Genomic DNA, 18,646 nt, shown 5'->3' with positions numbered 1-18,646 from the left:
GAACAATTGCCCCCTGTACAAACACCAGAAAGGAATTGCGTATGTTACTTATTGAGTCCGGTTGTTAAATCCAACGTGCCAATTAATTTCTTAAGGTTATTCTGTGTGTCCTCTACGCTTTGGTCGCCCTTAATGCACTTTTGCAGTTCAACCTGCACACTGGTATCAAGCTTCGAGAAATCTTTATACAAGGGAGTCGTAACGGCAGACTTGGTTGCCTCTACAACCGTTGGCCAATCTGCATTTTCAAGACCTTGGTAGTGCGCGAGCAAGGGAGACATTTTTCCGTAGGTATTCAGCGCCTTTACGTGGAATTCGGTCTTGAGCAGCTCTTCCTGAATAAAGAGCTTTGCCAGTTCAATTTTCGGAGAGGCCTTGGGAATAACCGCACCATGAATGTAAACCAAAGAACCATGTGTTTCGGTTCCGGGAATCGGGATAACGGTAGTGTTGTCTTTGCCTACATTCTGCTGGCACTCAATCCAGCGGGAGGCGGCAGTCATCAGCATAGCTACCTTACCAGCTTTGAAATTGGTACGGCCGGCATCCATATCGGCAAAGGTATCAATTGGGGTAAAGCCGTCTTTTACCAGCTTGTTCCAATTGGTAAGCAGGCTCTTAGACTCTGGGCTGGTAAAATCGATGGTTTTGCCATCGGACTCATAGAAGTTGCCTTTAATCCCCTGCAAAGCAGAAAGATACGAATAGGTCATAAAGTTCGTGCCCCAGTCAATTGAAAGGCCGGTTTGCACGGTTTTTCCATCCTTTGTGATCGTGGCTTTTTTCGCGTAGTCGTACAGCTCATCCCATGTTTTGGGTGCCTCCACCTTACCTTTTGCATCGGTAAGGCCCGCCTTCTTCATTAAGTCCTTGTTGGCAACAATAAACATCACTTCACCGGTAACGGGAATCATGTACTGCTTGCCTTCTACGTTGCCCAGCTCAAGGAACGCCGGGAAGAACTTATCCTTGGCGTTGTCGCCGGTAAAGAAGTCGTCGCCGAACTCTACAATGTAATCCTTTGCGGCGTACTGCACGGCGTGCTCACGGCTGCCGCCGATTGCAATATCGCAGTTTGTTTTGCCCTGTGACCATTGCAGCATGTTGGTAGTAACGTCTGCATTGTCTACCTTGTTGTAAACTACGGTTACACCGGGGTGCTTCTTTTCAAAGTCAGCCTTAATCCCCTCAAAATCATATTTACCCATCATCCATGCCTGTGTTGTAACACGCAGCTCGCCCTTGAGTGCATCGCTATCCGCTCCAGAGGCGGCGCCTCCCGGTGCAGCAGAACCACTGCTGGAACCAGCAGAGCCTCCGCATGCCGTTACAGAAACAAGCATTGCGGATGCTAATGTGAGTGCTAAGCCTTTTTTAAACCCTTTTTTCATGAACAAATCTCCTTCCTCAAAAAAACATATCATTAACTCACCGGTCTTCCCCAAAAACCAAACCACTATCAAGTCATTGGTTCTTCAACTTTCCCCAAGCTTTTTAGTGATTTCTTTTTAAAACCTGTAAGCTAGTGCTGAGTTACGGTGGCTTTTGCTCGAATAAAACTGTTTGCGCCATTCGCAGTATTATGTAAACGGCATTAAAAGAAAGGCGCAAAGGCATGAATTAACCTTTGCTTTTTTGTCGCATAATAGAATTTTTTGTACCCATAGTTTCTTGTATTTCCATTATATAAGAACGGCGTTGAAATAAAATAAACTATTTTCGATTGTTTTGTTTGTTATTTTTGAATATTAAGCACAATTTCTTTTGTGGAATTTTTATTAGATCTAGCATTTGGTTTGGAAATCTTTCCAGCACTCTTAAAATAGCTACTTTTGATTTAGGAATACAACCACCCTATAATAAAAAAGAAGCCCGAATGAATTTGCTTTCATTCGGGCTTCTTTTTTATTGATTCGAGTAAAATTGATTAAAGTTGAAAGGAGGAGATTCCCTCATGCCAAACAAGAGAGTGATTTTTGCCGCTTCTTTTTGCGGAATATAGTGCTTCATCTGCTGCAGCAAAAAATTCACGCTGGGCACCAAACCGCTCCGCATTATAACGAGCAATACCAACGCTAACCGTTGCATTTGTATTGTTGCCGATTTTTCGGGCGGCCTCTTCAAAACACAAGCGAATGGATTCCGCAAGTGCAACATCCCCCTCCGGAACTCGGTCTGTAATAATGGTAAACTCCTCACCGCCGTACCGGTAAGCAATTTCATTTTCGCCAAGGTTATTATTAATACATTTTACAAGCTCTAATATAATCTCATCACCGGCATCGTGGCCGTTTTGGTCATTGACTTTTTTAAAATCATCAATATCCATAATAATCAAAGAGAACGGCTGGGGGCTTAGATGGTACTCCTGAATGCGCGCACTTAATGTATCGTAAAATGTTGCATGGTTATATAGCCCCGTGAGAGAATCCAGCTTTGTACGCTCGTGCGCACAAATAATGCTGTACACCAGGCTGTTCTGCCTGCGTAAACTCATTCTCGCGGTTAAATAGCATGCGAATATAATAAATATCGAAGTAATAATATAGGTAACGTCCGGCTTGTAATTACTCTGGTAAAACGGCTCTGCATAATATAAAATCGCAATATAAATAGAGAATAAGCACGTATTCAAACAGAAAATACCAAGCAATAATTTATCATCTATATAAATAAGTGATAATAGAATCGGAAAGCAAAAAATAACATAGACAACCGGCACATCACTATGTGCAATCGCCACATTTAAACAAAGTAGAGATAAATTAAATAGAAATAAATAAGCCTGTAAACTATACTTTCCTTTGGCCAATAGCCCGTGAGAAATGATATGAGTTACCAGTAGAACAATTGCATTCACTGTACTTGGAATCACTACGTACATTACTAAATATTCTTCCGCGTTTTCTATACCGCCAATCCATTGCTTTAGCAAAAAAACGGCCAGCTCTACGGCGGACACCATTGCTACAAGTACCCAAGTTAACCACAGCAGATGGTTCCCCCACACCTGGTATTCCAATTCTTCTTCAAACCGCAGTTTTACTATATTGGGAGGAGATTTACGAAACTTCACCAATACGCACCCTTTTATCCTTTTAAACTATTTCATCAGAGAACGGTTTTCTCTACACCCACAATTCATTTATCTAATAAGAAAATTGATTGCTATTTTAGGATAGCATCGATATTTGAATAAATCAATCATTTTCACTGCAGGAAAGGTTACATACAGTATTTACCATATTCAATAAATTAATAATTATTAACTTACTAATTACAAGAAAAGAGGATCTGCCACTATTGCGACGAATCCTCTTCTTTCGGGGTAAGGGTAGCAGCATCACCTGTTGGAGCAATGCAGTCTTTTGGCTCTTTATCATCTCGCAGCGCTTTGTAAATAGGGTGTCTTAAGCCACCCTTCCCCGTAATATCCATATATTTTACCGTACACACAAGGTCAGGCTGAATCCAAATTGCATTTTCATTTCCTCTTGGCGGCACAAAGGGAGGGTTTACACGCTTTGCTTTTTCTACTTTCCTAAATTCGGCCTGTGAAATTCCCATTGTAACATGCCCTTTATACAGCATGTCCCTACCTTGGTATTGTCCAAGAATTAAGCTAACTACATTGTTTTCTTTCTCAATGTAACCCAATATAACAAAATCATCATCCTTTAAATTCTTAAACTTTATCCAGTCTTTTGAGCGTTTGCCCATGGTGTAGAGGCTGTCTTTTCTTTTTGCAACAACACCCTCCAGCTCTTGGCTAGCCGCAGCTTGGTATAAATCAATCCCTTTTTCTTCAACATAACGAGATATGGAGAGCAAATGATTCTCTTTTACCACTTTGGCCAGAATTTTTTTTCGTTCCATTAAAGGGAGGTTCGTCACCTGTTTTTCTTGGTAATACAGCAAATCAAAGGCGGTAAAGCTGGCGGGGTATTTTTCAGTTAACAGTTTGATTTTGAATGGATTTGAAAGAATTGCACGACGCTGAACCTCAGAAAAATCTGGCTTTCCATTTACAAGTACCGTTATTTCTCCATCCAAAATACATCTGCCTTTTACGTTTTTATGAAGGCTGCTGAACTCTGGAAAGCGAGGATTTAATATGAAATCGCGTTTGTTTTGTAAATAAATTCCGCTATCATCCAAATACGCTAGGCAGCGCTCGCCATCCAGCTTTAATTCGTAGATATATTCGGCACTGTCGAATGGCTCCTGCATTTCTGCAATTAGCATAGGCTTTGCACTTTTTCCTTCAAAGATATCCATTACGCACCCTTGGGCTTGCGGCTCGATTTTTTCTTAGGTGCTGCTTTCTCCTCCCCAGCCTTATTTTTTTCTAGGCTGGCCTGCAAAGCATCCATTAGGCTAATCACATTATTTGTTGCAGCTTCTTCCGGCGCAACAATTTCTTTGCCGTTGATTTTGCTTTCTATCAACTCTTTTAATTTGGATTGATATTCATTGTGATATGCTGCCGGGTCAAACGGAGTATCCATACTTTCAATAAGTGCCTTTGCCATTTTTATTTCTTGTTCCGTTACCTCCGGCTTTGTATAGGTTTTGGGGAGCTCCTTGATCTCGTCGGCATAATACATAGTCGCAATAATCATGCCATCCTCGCGGGGAATGATGCACATAAGCGTGTCGCTTGCGCCCCACACCACCTTGCCAACCGCTATTTTCTGCTCTTGCATGAGTGCATCACGCAGAAGCTCAAATGCTTTCTCCCCTCCGGCCTCCGGTATTACTTGGTAAGTCTTTTCATAATACACAGGGGAAATTTGATTTAAGTTCGCAAAATGAAGAATTTGAATGGATTTTTCCTTCTCCGTTTTTATCTTCTCAATTTCTTCATCCGTAACAATTACATATTTTTCTTTATCGTACTCAAAGCCTTTTACAATATCGTCTGCGGTAATTTCTTGCCCACAGTGAGAACAAGTCTTCTTGTACTTGATACGTGAATGATCGGACTTATGAAGTTGATTAAAGTGTATATCATTGTCTTGCGTTGCGGTGTATAAAGCAACTGGAATTGCTACTAGCCCAAAGGATATAATTGTACGCCTTGAAATAGCCATAAAAATCCCTCCTTTTTGCTTATTATGTACTTAGCGTTCCTGAAAAATCCAAATTACAAGAAGGCGATTCATTAACACTGCAATTAATTTCCATTGATATATTCGAACATATATTCTATTATAATCACATACAATACGGATACGTGGATTATAAGTCTTGATATAAGGATGATTGCCTGAGTTCTCATTTCACTCAAATCTTTGTCCTAGAGGTGAACTATGAAGAAGTATGTAGATATGATAGTACGATATACGGAGGATGGACAAATCATCCCGCTTGCTGTTCGCTGGTCACCGGAACAGCTTTTTGAGATTGACCGCATACTAGATGTTCGGCAGGCAGCATCACTGAAAGCTGGCGGCACAGGAATACGGTATTTGTGCCGCATTCGAGGGCAAGAACGCTATGTATGGCTCGAAGAAGACCGATGGTTTGTGGAGGGCAAAAACTAACGCTCTTATTATATTTGCTTGCTGTTACGCGAAAGCTCGCAAAAGCTTCCTTTGGAGCATAATCTTATTTCAAAATAGCAAGAATAATTAAAACAGAGTTGCTTGATTTTGGTATACAAAAGCTTTTAAATACGGAAAAATCTCTTTTTAAAAATAAGAAAATGTAAATCCCCCGCAGCTTAAGTAAATTCAGCAGCGGGGGATTTTTGTTTTTAGCACAATTACACTGTTCTTCTCTAAAGCAAAAGCGTTGTAATTATTTTATATTTAACAAATCGTAGCGTGTGTTAACATCTTAGAATAAACTTTGGATGAAAGTAGTTGTAACAAACTCTTTGTGTCTTTGTAGAAAACTCTCTGAAAAAGGATCAATTTTGAGTGACTTTGCAATCAAATCTTTCTGCAAAAAAGGAAACCAAGTAATGGAAAGAGAATACATCAAAATGCTGTCACTGTCTTGGTTAACTATGATACCTCGATTACGTGCAAGCTCTATCAGCTCTTTCCCCTGTTCTATTACGGCTAAAAAGTTATGTGCGGATAAAAGAAAGCCATTATGGTCAAGGGCTTCCCTGCAAATCAACGGAACATATGTTGGTCGTAGAGAAATAAAGTCTATGTGGGTGCAAAGCAATTCCTTTATACGACCCACAATATCGTCACTCTCTAATAAATCCCTGCGCTTAACAAATTCTCTTTCGTCATCAATTAAACGCAGCAACACCGCTTGATATAACGTAGCTTTATTCTTAAAAAAATAAGTAGGCGTAGCTCTAGAAAATTTGGAATGCTCACCAATTTCTACAAGGCTGGTATTGTTAAATCCTTTTGTTGCAAATAACTGTTCTGCGGAGTCTAATATTTTGTTTTTTGAGCTCTCGGCATCGTGTATGACTTCTTTCATCATCTCTTATCCTCACGCAAGGATAGATAGAACGGGACAGAAAATGATAAACCGATGCAAAAGTTACCCACGAAAGGTATCCACCATAATGGAATGTCTTTTTTCTTATGGTCAACAAAAATGAACACGAGCCAAGCCAACCATGTAATAAGAAAATCGGCAGCAAAAAATTGGGAGATTGGCGTAGAGAGCCATTCACGAACAAAAAGTGATAAATTTAACCCATTTACAAGCAACCACGGCACAAAAATAGAAAATGGAATGATAATGCCAAGAATAGAAATCCCTAAGTATATTTTTTTCATAATACGCATCCTTTCCAATAAACCCAACTTGTTGTTCAACAAGTTGGGTTTATTGTACTTCCCTTCATGCTTAAAGTCAATCAATATCATTACATCTAATCAATGCTAATGCAGGTTTAGTAAGCTACATTATGAGGATGAGTATTACATTTAAAACTAGACCGGACTAATATTCTTGATTGATTATACCTCTAATTTATGATAAGCAAGATATATGATATAATGAAAAAACTAATATCAACCTTGATAAAACTTAGGATGGTTTATATGCCGAAACGAAAGAAACACAAAATGCCTCCATTGTCCTTTTTGGATAAATTAATTTATTCTTTTCTTTTTCTAATTATCCTCGTGATATCATTTAATTTTTATCCTGAACTGGTACTCAAATCCATTTCATTTACAAACAATCATGTTTTTGCTGTAACAGCAGGAACCTCTTCCCTTTTGTTATTGATACCAACGCTCGTTTTTTTCAGCATAAGTTTCTATTTTTGGATTATTAATTATGAACAAAAGAGACCAATCTTCGGAAAAAAAGGGATCATTTATGGAGAACAAACTCGCAATATCTATCCTTTATTTGGCCAACAACAGAAACCGGAAAATAAAAATGGTTTAAGTAAGAAAGAAAAATCACATAAGCGCTTTGTTTTTGCTTCTTTACCCATAATTTTAGCATTATCTTTTGCAATTGGTGCTTTGGGGATATATTCACGCTACGAACTCACGGATGCTTCTATTATAAAATACAATTCCCTAAATCATGTATCCAATCAATATCCACTTGATACGGTCACTCAAATCGAAATAGATGCTTACCACCATAATCGATATCGCTCAAGTGGTTATTATACATTCTCTTACACATTTTTCTTTGATAACGGAAAGGACATTCAGTTTACATATTCCGAATTTCGCGATCTTGAATCCCTCAAGATAGTGGATAGCACTTTACGTACTGTCCCTAGAAAAATTAGGGGGATAAAAAATCTTGATGCCTTAAGGCGTGAATATCGTTTTAACAATCAAGACTGGTCCATCATTCAAAAATTGTTTTCCACTTAATCTTTACACTTAAGGTGAAACCAAACAAGGAACAAAAAAGTTAGAGTAAGAAGCCGTGCAGCGTAAATCCAGCATGGCAAGATTTTAACTTTGGTTTTGCCCATGGGCTATAATTAATTTTACAAACATCCTCATATTCCACACAAATTATCATGATTATAGAATACGTGGAAGTATTACAAGTATTAAAATGCCAGCAAGATATAAACTGTTTACACTAAGCGCAATCTTGGTGTTTGTATTTCTTAAATGCTTTTTCATAAATAAAATAAGAGTATAGCAAAAACTAAGTGCAATAAAAATGAAGTATCCAATGAGCAAAGCGGTTGCATTAGGATTATCTGGTTTCCAAAAGAATACAACCGTCATCGGTACAAAAATGGTAATCAAAGCAATCATGCTTAGAATTTTATCCTTCATAAAGCGTGTCACCTCTCTAAATTAAATTATCGACAGTAAACCTATTTTCATCTTGACAATATAATTTCTCATAGATGGAATTGAAAGTGTTTCGGAGTCCTCTCCTGAGCAGGCTAATTAGCCATACCATCTTTACTATTCAGCTTACAGGTAGGTAATTTCAATCTTATTCCTGGCTTACTGGTCAATGGAGCTATCCCAAAAGAGTTTGCGAATATTGAAATTACCGGCCTTTTTGCCTCGACCTAAGTAATATACTGGCTACTTTATGCTTTTTATGTGCAGAAGCTGGTTTTGGCGAATTTGTTAGCATTACAATCACGATCGTGAGCAAAAGCATGACCGTCAAGGATAGCACGGATAAAGCAACATTCCCCGATTCGGAAGTATTCATGAAGGCTTTTGTGTCGAACCCGATAAGCGTCAGTCCTGACAGAATCGGGTATACACTGCGCATCGTGACATCTTTAATAAACATGGTACTATATCCAAAGAGAAACGCTACGATAACACCGCCCATGAATAGCCCGGGTTTTCTGCTGGTAAATGCGATAATCGGCAGAACAGCAATATAGATGAGAAGTGATATTCCGAGCATTTTCAATAAAACCATAAATAAAATTCCGGCATTCAGTCCAGAAAGACCCGACAGTAATCCGACGATTAGTGTTACCGCATAGCTGTAAAAGCCAAACAACGCACTTAAGATTCCCATAGCCAGCAGTTTTCCGGACAGTAACCGCCGAAAGCTTACCGGAACAGGAAAGATGCTTTTTAAAGTATTATCTGTGTATTCCCGATTGATTAGATAGCCGCCTATCAATGTAAAAATAACAGGCATAAAAATGGTTGCGCTATTCCATATCGAACTGTTAAAAAGATCGGAAAAGCCAAAATCCGGTGTTGTGACCTCCGGAGTGGCGACTGCCTGCGTGAATACAGACAAAATTGCCGGGAGTGTCATACCAATGAAGCCAATGAGCAAAATATGAAATCTCTTTAATTTCAAAAATTCAGCTTTTATAATACGAAGCATAAAAGATCCCCCCTCTCTCCTCAAATTTCTCTGCGCCGATAAATGCGGATCATCAAATAAATACAAACAGCCGCTTCCAATAAAAGCACACCAAAGCATACAGATGCCGGTACAAAGTATTGACTGAACCGATTGTAGAATTCTGTTTGGATTTCACCGGTAGGCGTGTAAAATTGGTACAGCCACCGGAAAATCATAGGAACTGGCATAAGGGTTCCGGCATTGATTCCGAAAGGCTGCATCATAATCGTGTCGCTAAAGTGCATTACATAATTGAGCAGGGTATAAAAGAACACGATAATCACCGAGAGAATATAACTTTTATTAAACCATACAATCAGCACAATACAGGGAAGTGCAGCCGCCCACATGAGTACCCCAGATGAGGCTGTGAGCGAAAATTGAAAAGCAACATCAACCAGCGGGATGTTTTGAAAAACAGCAATTACTGTGCTTACTGCAAAACCCATCAACTGAAATGCAACAGAAAAAATCAGCAAAACCAATAGCTTTACAAGAACCAAATGATTTTTTGAAACTGGTATGCAAAGCAAATTTTTTAAAGTATCATTGTCCTGCTCGACAAAGAACAGATTCGCTGCCAAGATAATCAGCAAGGGCATCAAAAGCAAAAAGGCGTTATCCTCTCTTACTCCTGACTGTACACTTGCAAAATTGGAATCTGATAACAATACGGCATTAAAAAGAGGAAAAATGAAAGCCGCCAGTATTCCAAAGAAAAACAGTTTCTTTCTTTTGAATTTTATAAATTCAGTTAGAAGCAAATTACGCAATGCCCTCACCTCCGGTTATACGCTTGAAGTAATCCTCCAAGGTATCCTCACAGGTGTGAGCTTCGGATACCTCCAATCCGTTTTCAATAAAAGCACGATTAAGGGCAGCCACAGAAAAATTGTTTTCATATAAGCGCAGACTACGATTATCTTCCACGGTGAAGTTTTTGGCTCCGAAGTTTCTCTCCATAATTCTAGCAGCCTGTGCTGTATCGGAAACGATAAAATGGATGTACTTTCCATTCTTTTCTTCCAACTCAGCAAGGCTTTCTTCTTCCAACAGCACGCCATGGTCGATAATACCGATATCATCGACTAAAAGTGCTATTTCCGAAAGGATATGGCTGGAAATCAAAATCGTTTTTCCCCTTTTGTCGCACAAATCTCGGATAAACGAGCGCACTTCGGCAATCCCGATAGGGTCAAGCCCGTTAATCGGTTCATCTAAAATCAGCAACTCCGGATCGTGCATAATCGCTAGGGCAATCGCTAAACGCTGCTTCATGCCGAGAGAGTATTGGGCAAACAGTTTCTTATCGCCGTAAGGAAGCCCAACAACTTCTAATGCATCTTTGACAGCGTTACGTTTGGGAACACCTCTGAGCAGTGCAAATATTTTCAGGTTCTCAGTACCGGTCAAGTTCGGATAAAATCCCGGTGCTTCGATTAAGCTTCCGATACGGGGCAGAATCCTCTTTCCGTTTCCCTGAATGCTTTTGCCGAAGATTCGAACTTCTCCAGAAGTAGGGCGTGTCAAATTTAAGAGCATTTTCATGCACGTGGTTTTTCCTGCACCATTTCTGCCGAGCAAACCATAAATGCGTCCCTTTTTAACATGGATATTTAAATTTGCAACACTTTTCTGCTCACCATATTGTTTGGTGAGATTTTTTGTTTCAATAATAAAATCGCTCAAATGAAGAACCTCCCTTACTTTCTGGAACCAGTCTACCATGTCAATCTTGCATTAACCTTGCCGCAACCTTGCATTTACCTTGCATTTAATAAAAACGAATCCCTGCCGATAGACAGGGATTCGTTCAAGTCTCTAGAGGAAAAGAAACAGTAAAAATTGTGTATTGATTTGGCTCACTTTGTATCGTGATTTGACCGTCCATTTTTTCCACCATCTGTCTTACAATGGCAAGGCCTAATCCGCTTCCCTTATCGGAACGCCCTTTATCACATTTGTACAGCCTTTCAAAGATATGCGGTAAATCGGATTTTTCAATTCCAATCCCATTGTCCGTTATGTAGATTTCAATTTCCTTTTCCTGTTTTACCATTTCAATCTTGATTTGGGTCGCCTGACTATGACTCATGACATTTTGGACTAAATTATTTAGGATGCGAGAATACCCATCCGAATCCACTCTTGTAAGCAACGGTTTTTCTGGAAGCTCAATTTCATAGCTCAGATTTTTTTCCTCAAAAATAGGAATCCAGTCTTTGAGGATATTACGTGTTAGTTCCGCAAGCTCTGTCCGTTCTATGGATAAAGAAAACTCACTGGAGTTGAGCTTAAACCAGTCAAATAAAACATCAATATAGTCTTTTAGATTGTGGGCTTTTCGTCTCGCAATTTCAAGGTAATCCTCACGGTTTTTTCCGGTGACAACTCCTCTATGAACAGCATCCAAGTAACCCAGCAGGGTTGTAAGGGGTGTTCTCACATCATGGGAAAGGCTGGTCATAAGCTGACGATTTGTTTCGTCTGTCGTACGCAGCTGCGAAAGCTGTTCTTCATAGGCATATACAATCTCATTCATTTTGAATGAAAGCTCTGCAGTCAACTGATTCTCTGTAGTGAGGATTTTTCGGTTGCCGTTTCCAGACCTAATATCATCCAGAGCCTCGGTCATATACGTAAGCTGCCGTTTTACACCGATTAGTTTTGAAAAACACACAATACCGAACAAGAGAGCAAGAAAAAATAACAGGCCCAATATCACATCCAGAAGCATAGCCTAAACCTCCTTGTTAAAGCGATAGCCAATTCCTTTTACGGTTTGGATATACAGCGGCGCTCCAAGGTCAGGTTCAATCTTTTTTCGGAGCCGACTAATGATGGCCATAATGTTGCTGTCATCATAAACATAAGGCTCTCCCCAAACTTCTTCGTAAATCTGCTGTTTGGTTAAAATTCTTCCCTGATTTTTCGCGCAAAAGAGCAGCAGATCAAATTCTTTCGGCGGCAGCTCGAAGGTACCGTTTTGCGTGGTCACACTTCTGCTATCAAAGTCTATATACAGCCCTTTGTAGGTAAGGGGCTGTGAGAAATTTCCAGCCGAATTAAAGCGTGTATATCTGCGTATTAAAGAAATAATCCGGGCAATCAGTTCCTCCATATCGAAGGGCTTTGTTAAATAGTCATCTGCACCGGAACGCAGTCCCTGTACCTTTGAGATGCTGTCATTTTTAGAAGTGAGCATTAAAATTGGGATGCTGCTTTTCGCTCTTATTTTCTCCATGGTCTGAAAACCATCCATTGCCGGCATCATCACATCCAAAAGAATGAGCTGGTAGTTGTTTTTTTCTAGCAGCGTAAGTCCGTCTGTGCCGCAATAGCAGCAGTCAGCGTATATTTGCTCTTTCAATACGCTTTGTTTTATTAAAGCACATAGTTCTTTATCGTCATCAATTACTAAGATATTGTAAGCCACATTTTTTCTCCTTCTATTAATTTGTTGCTATTTTCTATCAATCCGAACTATCACTATAAATCATTTGTTGCTTTGGAAATTTTAGTAGACAAAAAGGCAATTTAGTTAATAATTATATAAATATATTATCATAAAATCTTAATACAAGGGCATAAATCTTTCATCATTCGCTTTGAAAACTTGCAATTTAATGTTTGCAACTCCCTCTTTCACATCCTAACCAACCATGATAGACAGACTGTACTTTGCTTTTCATAAGGAACTTGACATAGCGGTATTTGCGAGGTACACTGTTAAGCAGATTAACAGTGTGGAGGTCAGTTATGGAAAAAGCAACAGACATGGATCAATTGTGTGAATTGTTCCTGCAGACGATCAATCAATATACTTTATTAGAAAAGCGAACACATACTTATGATATTGAGCCGAAAATATATTTGGCCGAAATTCACACTATTGTTGCAATTGGAGCTCATGAGAACATCAATGTAACTAGCCTGGCAAAATTGCAGGGAACTTCTAAAAGTGCTGTCTCCCAAGCAGTGAGCAAACTTGTGAAAAAGGGCTTCATTGATAAAAGAGTTGCTCCAGATACAGATAATGAAGTTATTTTGCTGCTTACCGAAAAGGGGAAGCAAGTGTTTGATTTGCATGAAAAGCAACATGCTTGGTTAAGAACGCAGTTAGTGAGCATCTTTCAAAAATACCCACAGGGAACAATTGAAATTCTATCCTCACTGGCTATTGACATTCAAAGCGTATGGGAGAATATTCCTGAGGCTTAAAGCACTTTTATGTTATGTCAAATTTTTATTGCAATAAATGTTAAGTTGCTTAACACAGAAAAGGAGATAAACTATGAGCTATATGATTGTTAATCCTATTGCGCAATTCAATTTTCAGGCCAACAGAGTTTTAATGTATGGCAGCTTAGCTTGCGATAGCAAAGAAATAGAGGCAAATGTTCCCTCCATTCGTACATTTGAAGACTGGAGGGTTATTTGGTCAAACATGGGACGAAGTGCTGAAGAGCATAAAAGATATCTTCATGCTGCTTATTACTATCGTATGGTAGAATTTTTTCTGCAATCTGATGACCCCCAAAAAGAAATTTTTTATCGCAAATGTATCGAAAATTTCTATCGTGGTTTTGATTTGGAACTGCATTTGCACTATGAAAAGTTTCGTGTGCCTTTTGAGGGGAAGTTCCTTTACGGCTTGAAGCTTGCTCCCATCGCCCCGAAGGGAACCATTGTTGTTTGTGGAGGCTACGATTCCTTTATTGAAGAATTTGTGTTGCAGGTACGTGATTTTGTAGAGCGAGATTATGAGATCATCCTCTTTGACGGGCCAGGTCAGGGAGAATGCATTAAAAACAAATTCTATTTCCGCTATAATTTCGAACAAGCTACCTCAGCTGTTTTAGATTATTTTCATATTCAGAGATGCGCTATGGTAGGAATTTCATGGGGTGGTTATTTTGCCTTACGGAGCTCTGCTTTTGATAAACGGATATCGGCGGTAGTAGCGTATGATGTAATGGATAACGGACTCGAGGTTATGACGAATATTTTTCCACCGTTTCTATGCCGAAGCATTCGATTTGGCTATCACCACCATTGGGAACAACTAGTTAACATACTTGCTGGAAAGATAATGAAGAAGAATATTTTGGCAAGCTGGGCACTTTCACAGGGAATGTATATCACTGGAACAGCTACACCGTATGAATTTTATCAAAATCTATCTCTCCACAACCTTACAGAGGTTACTAATTTACTTACACAAGACGTGTTGCTTCTTGCTGGAGAAAAAGATCACTATATTCCGATCAATCAGTTTCATCGATTAAAAAACTCTATCCATAACGCAAAAAGTCTAACTTGCCGGCTGTTCACAACAGCAGAGGGCGGTGAACAGCATTGTCAGATTGGTAACCATATGTTGGCCGTTAATACCATTATTGACTGGTTAAATCTTCATTTTGCTGAAAATTGACTGCCATGCCGGTAGCCGTTTGTATGGATACCGCTTTCTGGTAAGCTGGTCAATATCTTGTTTCGCCTGTGCCTTCCCACGGAAGCAGCGAAATATATCGTAAAAATTCGGATGAGCAGGTGAGGTCTGCGGAATAATGCCATACTGCTGTAGATGCAGCCAATAGCCGCGTATGGTTTCTTTCGAGATATTAAGCTGCGTTGAATGTCACAAAGGGAAACAGCCGCCCGGTTCCATAGCTGGATTGCGGCGGCAATTTCCCTTTGTGTGAAGTTTGAATAGGTTGTTGTGTATGTACATAGCGCACCTCTATGCCAAAATAATTAGTTATAGCTAACTAATTTAAATATACTAAAAGAGGTTAACGTGTGTACAAAAAGTAATCTTTTACTTTTTAGTCAATTGGCTCATTAAATAATCCAGCTGAACACTTGAAGAATATATATCAATGTTGTAAAACAAATCACCATCAATGGCAATGACTTTACCGTTTTTCACCGCTGGCAACGCATTCCACACAGCGTTGTCTGGCAAATCGCCCATTTCGTCTGAGAATATAATGTAATCCCCAGCGTAATCTCTGACTACTTCCATCGATATTTGGCGGTACTGATCTTTTCCAATAATCTCATTTTGAATGACCGGAAGAGCTTTTAGTCCTAAATGGTTATAAATGATATCACCGCCCCGGCCCCACTTATCTCCAAAAACCCATATACCGCTGCTGTTACCTTCAAAGAGACTAAAGGTTTGTGTGCCAATCCCTGTGGTCTCCAATTCATTTTTTGCCTTCTCCAGCTTCACAGTATAATCTGATAACGCTTTTTTTGCCTCATCTTGTTTGTTTAAAACCTCCCCCAAAAAAGAAACCCGTTCTTCCATAGAAAGCTCTGTAAATGGAACAAGAACCGTGGGGGCAATTTTGGATACCTCATCATATTGATCTTGGTCAACCACTAGAATTAAATCGGGATCATAGGACATGATTTCTTCTGCTTTAAAACTTTCCCATACAGGCAACTCTGCGACTTCTTTTTCAAATGCAGCACCCTTTGCGTTATAGGTGGCAATTGGTGTAATACCCAAAGCGATTACGTCGCCAATTCCATAGGTAGCAATCACTCGCTGAGGCTTTACAGGCACCTCCACATCCCCCATGACCGTACGAATTGTCCTTGTGCCTTTTTCCGTTTCCAATACTTGACTTGTAACCGATGAAGCTGGAGTAGAACCTCTATCATCATTATTCGTGGGTGCCGTTCCGCAGGCACTCAACAACAGCATCAGCGACAGTGCCGCCGCTACAACCGTTTTGCTTCGTATTTGCTTCAACATAAGGTTTGCTCCTTTATCTTTGAGTTGGTCAAGGCTAACTTGACTCTCCCAATTATACGGAAAAGGAAGTACATTGCCAATGGTGTTATCTTCACAGGAAAGCGGTGAATTCTGTCTGTATGTATTGGGAGACGCACCAAAGCGCTTTGCAAACAGACGGTAAAAGCTGCGTTCATCCGCAAAACCACAGACTTCCGCAATCATACGCATGGGCATATCGCTGTCTTGAAGCCATCGCTTTGCGGCAGTAAGACGCACCTGAATCAGGTATTCCTGAGGGCTTATGCCTGTTCTTTCTTTAAAGCTTTTATAAAACCAGCTATAGCTGATTCCCAGTATTCCGCAAAGCTCCTGTATAGAAATCTCTTTGCTATAATGCTCATCCAGATATTGTTTGGCCATGGCAATGCTGTCTGGCTCAAAAATAGCAACCGAGCTGCGCTCCAATTCTTCGTAGACGGCATATACCAGCTGATAAAAAGCGGACTTCCCGTAAAAAAGATTCAGTGGCGTAGGGCCCTTCCATTTCTCAAACGTGTTTCGAAGCAATTCAGAAATAAAAATGGCATTCCTCGGTGAGAACCCGTACTGCTGCCGGAATGGATTAATTTGTTTCATCAGTTTGCTAAACTCCCGCCGATGAAAGGGAGGTTCTCCCGCCTTATACAGCACCATATAATAATCCAACCAGTCGCTATGTGGCTGAATGGTCAGCAGGGAGCCTTTTCCGGCGTGGAACAAGCCAAAGCGCTCCACATTATATGGAATGTCGTTCAGCTGAACTTCTGCACTACCGCTGGTATATAAAAAAACACTGGCGGGCAAGCGGTAATTACGTAGAGCTTCCTCCGGTGAAATCAGATTATGGCGAATATCCAAAAGAGAAACAGCCGCCCAGTTCCATAGCTGGATTGCGGCGGCGATTTCCCTTTGTGTAAAGTTTGATTGATTTTTGTTTGTATGCATAGGGTACCTCTATGGAAAATGGATTAGTTAGATTAAACTAACATAAATTATACCACGTGCACCTTACTTTTGCAACGCAACATACACACTTACCAATGGGTTTGTGCAGACGCGTTTATATTCTGCGATACAGAGTGACCCTGAATTCTCTCGAATAAATTCACATTATTCTCTAGCCGGTTGGATTTTTCTTGCACGGAGCACCCGATTTATACCCGCAAGGACACGTTTCTTGTCACCGCTCCATTTCGGCGCGATCAAATCTCGCTTTGCGCCATCACCAGTAAGACGATGGATAACTACATTTTCCGGTAGCAGTTCCAACGCATCGGCTACCAATTCGTAATACTCGTCCGGCTCTAGCGTTCGGAACTCGCCCTGACGGTAACTCTCCGCCAGCGCTGTTCCCTCAAGCACATGGAGCAACTGGAGCTTGACTCCATCCGTAAACTGCCCAACGTATTTGACGGTAGCCAGCATATTTGCCCGACTTTCATTCGGTAGACCGAGGATAACATGGGTGATTCGATGGATACCCATCGCCTTCAGGTCTGCCATCGCCTTTTCGTAGACCGAGAGTGGATAACCTCGGTTAATTCGTTTTGCCGTCTCCTCGTTTGAGGTCTGCAAACCCAGTTCCACCCAGAGGGGCTTTTTCGCCGCCAGCCGCGCAAGCATTGCCAACGCGTCTCTCCCAAGACAATCTGGCCTTGTTGCAATAGACAGTCCAACAATGTCCGAATGCTCCGTCGCTTCCGTGTAGATGTGCTCAAGGAGCGCAAGGTCACCATAGGTGCCGGTGTAACTTTGAAAGTATGCAATATACTTAAGTCCCTCGCCCTTAGCACCGAGTATCCGCTTCGCTTCGTCAATCTGCTGCGAAACGGAAAATACAGCTGGCGCGGCGAAATCTCCAGAGCCGCCCGTCGAACAGAACACGCAGCCACCCACTCCCACCGTACCGTCCCGGTTGGGGCAGTTAGTCGAGGCAGATAGTGCTAATTTATAGACTTTTTCGCCGAATAGCCGACGACAATAGACGTTTGCAGTGAGGTATGTGTGTGGCATAAATGGCCTCCGAAGATTGTAATGGTATTGGTATAAACAACTGGCAAATTCCTATTCTATTGGATTTATGGGGATGCTCCTCACAGACTCCACTCCATTCTATTACAACTTCAGCTCCGTAGCGCATGCTCGTTTTGAACTCGCTGATAGTATGAAATGATAAGCTTACTATTTGATGGTAATGGCCTCTCCCCTGTAATATAAGATACATATTTAGAAGATACATAAGGATCATCATTCATATATCGCCATGAGCTTAAGTCATAATCAACGAAAACAATATCTCCCTGCTTTTCTGAGAATGGTTCATTGTAGCATATAATTTTATCCGGTTCAATACGACGCAGCAACTCGTTGTATTCCACTGAGGAACATAGGCTTTCTTTAATAGGCTACCTATGTACAAATTGATTACGCAGATGGCTTAATGTCGCTGCAGCAAATGCACAGCGATGTAGTCTGTAGAGACCAACACATATAAAACCCCTCCAAACTTTACGGGTTTGGAGGGATGGCAAAAGATATTAGAGCATGGGAAAAGTC

Annotated in this window: 18 protein-coding genes; 4 read left to right on the top strand and 14 right to left on the bottom strand. The window is 40.5% G+C overall.

The window, feature by feature from the left end; translation table 11 throughout:
* Positions 1-44: 44 nt before the first annotated feature.
* From E7L17_RS06490 to E7L17_RS06475, 4 genes are all read right to left on the bottom strand, one after another.
* On the bottom strand, positions 45-1,391 hold the full coding sequence (locus E7L17_RS06490; RefSeq protein WP_316322440.1) for an ABC transporter substrate-binding protein: 1,347 nt from the start codon (positions 1,389-1,391) through the stop codon (positions 45-47).
* A 536-nt stretch (positions 1,392-1,927) separates the two neighbouring features.
* The gene (locus E7L17_RS06485; RefSeq protein ID WP_316322439.1) at positions 1,928-3,076 is read right to left on the bottom strand and encodes a GGDEF domain-containing protein; all 1,149 of its coding nucleotides are present in this window, start codon (positions 3,074-3,076) and stop codon (positions 1,928-1,930) included.
* Positions 3,077-3,300: 224 nt separating this feature from the next.
* Positions 3,301-4,278 (bottom strand): non-homologous end-joining DNA ligase, encoded by a 978-nt coding sequence (ligD, locus tag E7L17_RS06480; RefSeq protein ID WP_316322438.1) that lies wholly within the window; start codon positions 4,276-4,278, stop codon positions 3,301-3,303.
* The gene (locus tag E7L17_RS06475) at positions 4,278-5,093 is read right to left on the bottom strand and encodes a Ku protein (RefSeq protein ID WP_316322437.1); all 816 of its coding nucleotides are present in this window, start codon (positions 5,091-5,093) and stop codon (positions 4,278-4,280) included. Before E7L17_RS06475 ends, ligD begins: the two co-directional genes overlap by 1 nt.
* Positions 5,094-5,312: 219 nt before the next feature.
* Between E7L17_RS06475 and E7L17_RS06470 the strand changes: the two genes are divergently transcribed.
* A complete protein-coding gene (locus tag E7L17_RS06470; RefSeq protein WP_316322436.1) occupies positions 5,313-5,546 on the top strand; it encodes a hypothetical protein in 234 nt (77 codons plus the stop codon).
* 295 nt (positions 5,547-5,841) lie between these two features.
* Here the strand turns inward: E7L17_RS06470 and E7L17_RS06465 are convergent, their stop codons facing one another.
* Positions 5,842-6,453, bottom strand: a complete 612-nt coding sequence (locus E7L17_RS06465; protein WP_316322435.1) for a TetR/AcrR family transcriptional regulator — start codon at positions 6,451-6,453, stop codon at positions 5,842-5,844.
* Positions 6,450-6,755, bottom strand: a complete 306-nt coding sequence (locus E7L17_RS06460; RefSeq protein ID WP_316322434.1) for a DUF2834 domain-containing protein — start codon at positions 6,753-6,755, stop codon at positions 6,450-6,452. The genes E7L17_RS06465 and E7L17_RS06460 overlap by 4 nt, the downstream gene beginning before the upstream one ends.
* Positions 6,756-7,022: 267 nt before the next feature.
* Between E7L17_RS06460 and E7L17_RS06455 the strand changes: the two genes are divergently transcribed.
* Positions 7,023-7,823, top strand: coding sequence for a hypothetical protein (locus E7L17_RS06455; RefSeq protein ID WP_316322433.1), 801 nt, complete (start codon positions 7,023-7,025; stop codon positions 7,821-7,823).
* A 156-nt stretch (positions 7,824-7,979) separates the two neighbouring features.
* Here E7L17_RS06455 and E7L17_RS06450 read toward each other — a convergent pair whose 3' ends face one another.
* From E7L17_RS06450 to E7L17_RS06425, 6 genes are all read right to left on the bottom strand, one after another.
* A complete protein-coding gene (locus E7L17_RS06450) occupies positions 7,980-8,243 on the bottom strand; it encodes a hypothetical protein (protein WP_316322432.1) in 264 nt (87 codons plus the stop codon).
* Positions 8,244-8,466: 223 nt separating this feature from the next.
* Complete coding sequence (locus E7L17_RS06445) at positions 8,467-9,279, bottom strand: ABC transporter permease (protein ID WP_316322431.1); 813 nt, start codon at positions 9,277-9,279, stop codon at positions 8,467-8,469.
* 20 nt (positions 9,280-9,299) lie between these two features.
* The gene (locus E7L17_RS06440; protein WP_316322430.1) at positions 9,300-10,082 is read right to left on the bottom strand and encodes an ABC transporter permease; all 783 of its coding nucleotides are present in this window, start codon (positions 10,080-10,082) and stop codon (positions 9,300-9,302) included.
* Positions 10,066-10,989, bottom strand: coding sequence for an ABC transporter ATP-binding protein (locus E7L17_RS06435; RefSeq protein WP_316322429.1), 924 nt, complete (start codon positions 10,987-10,989; stop codon positions 10,066-10,068). Before E7L17_RS06435 ends, E7L17_RS06440 begins: the two co-directional genes overlap by 17 nt.
* Positions 10,990-11,113: 124 nt before the next feature.
* Positions 11,114-12,037: a HAMP domain-containing sensor histidine kinase gene (locus tag E7L17_RS06430; RefSeq protein ID WP_316322428.1), complete on the bottom strand. Its 924-nt coding sequence runs from the start codon at positions 12,035-12,037 to the stop codon at positions 11,114-11,116.
* Positions 12,038-12,040: 3 nt separating this feature from the next.
* Positions 12,041-12,736 carry a response regulator transcription factor gene (locus tag E7L17_RS06425; RefSeq protein ID WP_316322427.1) on the bottom strand — a complete coding sequence of 232 codons (696 nt, stop codon included), beginning with the start codon at positions 12,734-12,736 and terminating at the stop codon, positions 12,041-12,043.
* A gap of 323 nt (positions 12,737-13,059) precedes the next feature.
* On the opposite strand from E7L17_RS06425, the gene E7L17_RS06420 reads away from it, so the two are divergent.
* On the top strand, positions 13,060-13,521 hold the full coding sequence (locus tag E7L17_RS06420) for a MarR family winged helix-turn-helix transcriptional regulator (protein ID WP_316322426.1): 462 nt from the start codon (positions 13,060-13,062) through the stop codon (positions 13,519-13,521).
* Between the two features lie 73 nt (positions 13,522-13,594).
* Entirely contained in the window at positions 13,595-14,734 is a 1,140-nt protein-coding gene (locus E7L17_RS06415) for an alpha/beta hydrolase (protein ID WP_316322425.1), read from the top strand.
* A 387-nt stretch (positions 14,735-15,121) separates the two neighbouring features.
* Here E7L17_RS06415 and E7L17_RS06410 read toward each other — a convergent pair whose 3' ends face one another.
* Together E7L17_RS06410 and E7L17_RS06405 are read right to left on the bottom strand one after the other, a co-directional pair.
* Positions 15,122-17,035, bottom strand: coding sequence for an AraC family transcriptional regulator (locus E7L17_RS06410; protein WP_316322424.1), 1,914 nt, complete (start codon positions 17,033-17,035; stop codon positions 15,122-15,124).
* Positions 17,036-17,200: 165 nt separating this feature from the next.
* A complete protein-coding gene (locus E7L17_RS06405) occupies positions 17,201-18,103 on the bottom strand; it encodes a TIGR01212 family radical SAM protein (protein ID WP_316322423.1) in 903 nt (300 codons plus the stop codon).
* Between the last annotated feature and the right edge of the window lie 543 nt (positions 18,104-18,646).

It is taken from the genome of Clostridium sp., from assembly GCF_032576335.1.
GTDB lineage: Bacteria > Bacillota > Clostridia > Oscillospirales > Acutalibacteraceae > Faecalispora.
This window is presented reverse-complemented; position numbering and strand designations above follow the sequence as displayed.

Bases quoted from the DNA above. Each gene is read 5' to 3' on its own strand.
- E7L17_RS06490 (WP_316322440.1), bottom strand. From the start codon at position 1,391: ATGAAAAAAGGGTTTAAAAAAGGCTTAGCACTCACATTAGCATCCGCA.
- ligD (WP_316322438.1), bottom strand. From the start codon at position 4,278: ATGGATATCTTTGAAGGAAAAAGTGCAAAGCCTATGCTAATTGCAGAA.
- E7L17_RS06475 (WP_316322437.1), bottom strand. From the start codon at position 5,093: ATGGCTATTTCAAGGCGTACAATTATATCCTTTGGGCTAGTAGCAATT.
- E7L17_RS06470 (WP_316322436.1), top strand. From the start codon at position 5,313: ATGAAGAAGTATGTAGATATGATAGTACGATATACGGAGGATGGACAA.
- E7L17_RS06465 (WP_316322435.1), bottom strand. From the start codon at position 6,453: ATGATGAAAGAAGTCATACACGATGCCGAGAGCTCAAAAAACAAAATA.
- E7L17_RS06460 (WP_316322434.1), bottom strand. From the start codon at position 6,755: ATGAAAAAAATATACTTAGGGATTTCTATTCTTGGCATTATCATTCCA.
- E7L17_RS06455 (WP_316322433.1), top strand. From the start codon at position 7,023: ATGCCGAAACGAAAGAAACACAAAATGCCTCCATTGTCCTTTTTGGAT.
- E7L17_RS06450 (WP_316322432.1), bottom strand. From the start codon at position 8,243: ATGAAGGATAAAATTCTAAGCATGATTGCTTTGATTACCATTTTTGTA.
- E7L17_RS06445 (WP_316322431.1), bottom strand. From the start codon at position 9,279: ATGCTTCGTATTATAAAAGCTGAATTTTTGAAATTAAAGAGATTTCAT.
- E7L17_RS06430 (WP_316322428.1), bottom strand. From the start codon at position 12,037: ATGCTTCTGGATGTGATATTGGGCCTGTTATTTTTTCTTGCTCTCTTG.
- E7L17_RS06420 (WP_316322426.1), top strand. From the start codon at position 13,060: ATGGAAAAAGCAACAGACATGGATCAATTGTGTGAATTGTTCCTGCAG.
- E7L17_RS06415 (WP_316322425.1), top strand. From the start codon at position 13,595: ATGAGCTATATGATTGTTAATCCTATTGCGCAATTCAATTTTCAGGCC.
- E7L17_RS06410 (WP_316322424.1), bottom strand. From the start codon at position 17,035: ATGCATACAAACAAAAATCAATCAAACTTTACACAAAGGGAAATCGCC.
- E7L17_RS06405 (WP_316322423.1), bottom strand. From the start codon at position 18,103: ATGCCACACACATACCTCACTGCAAACGTCTATTGTCGTCGGCTATTC.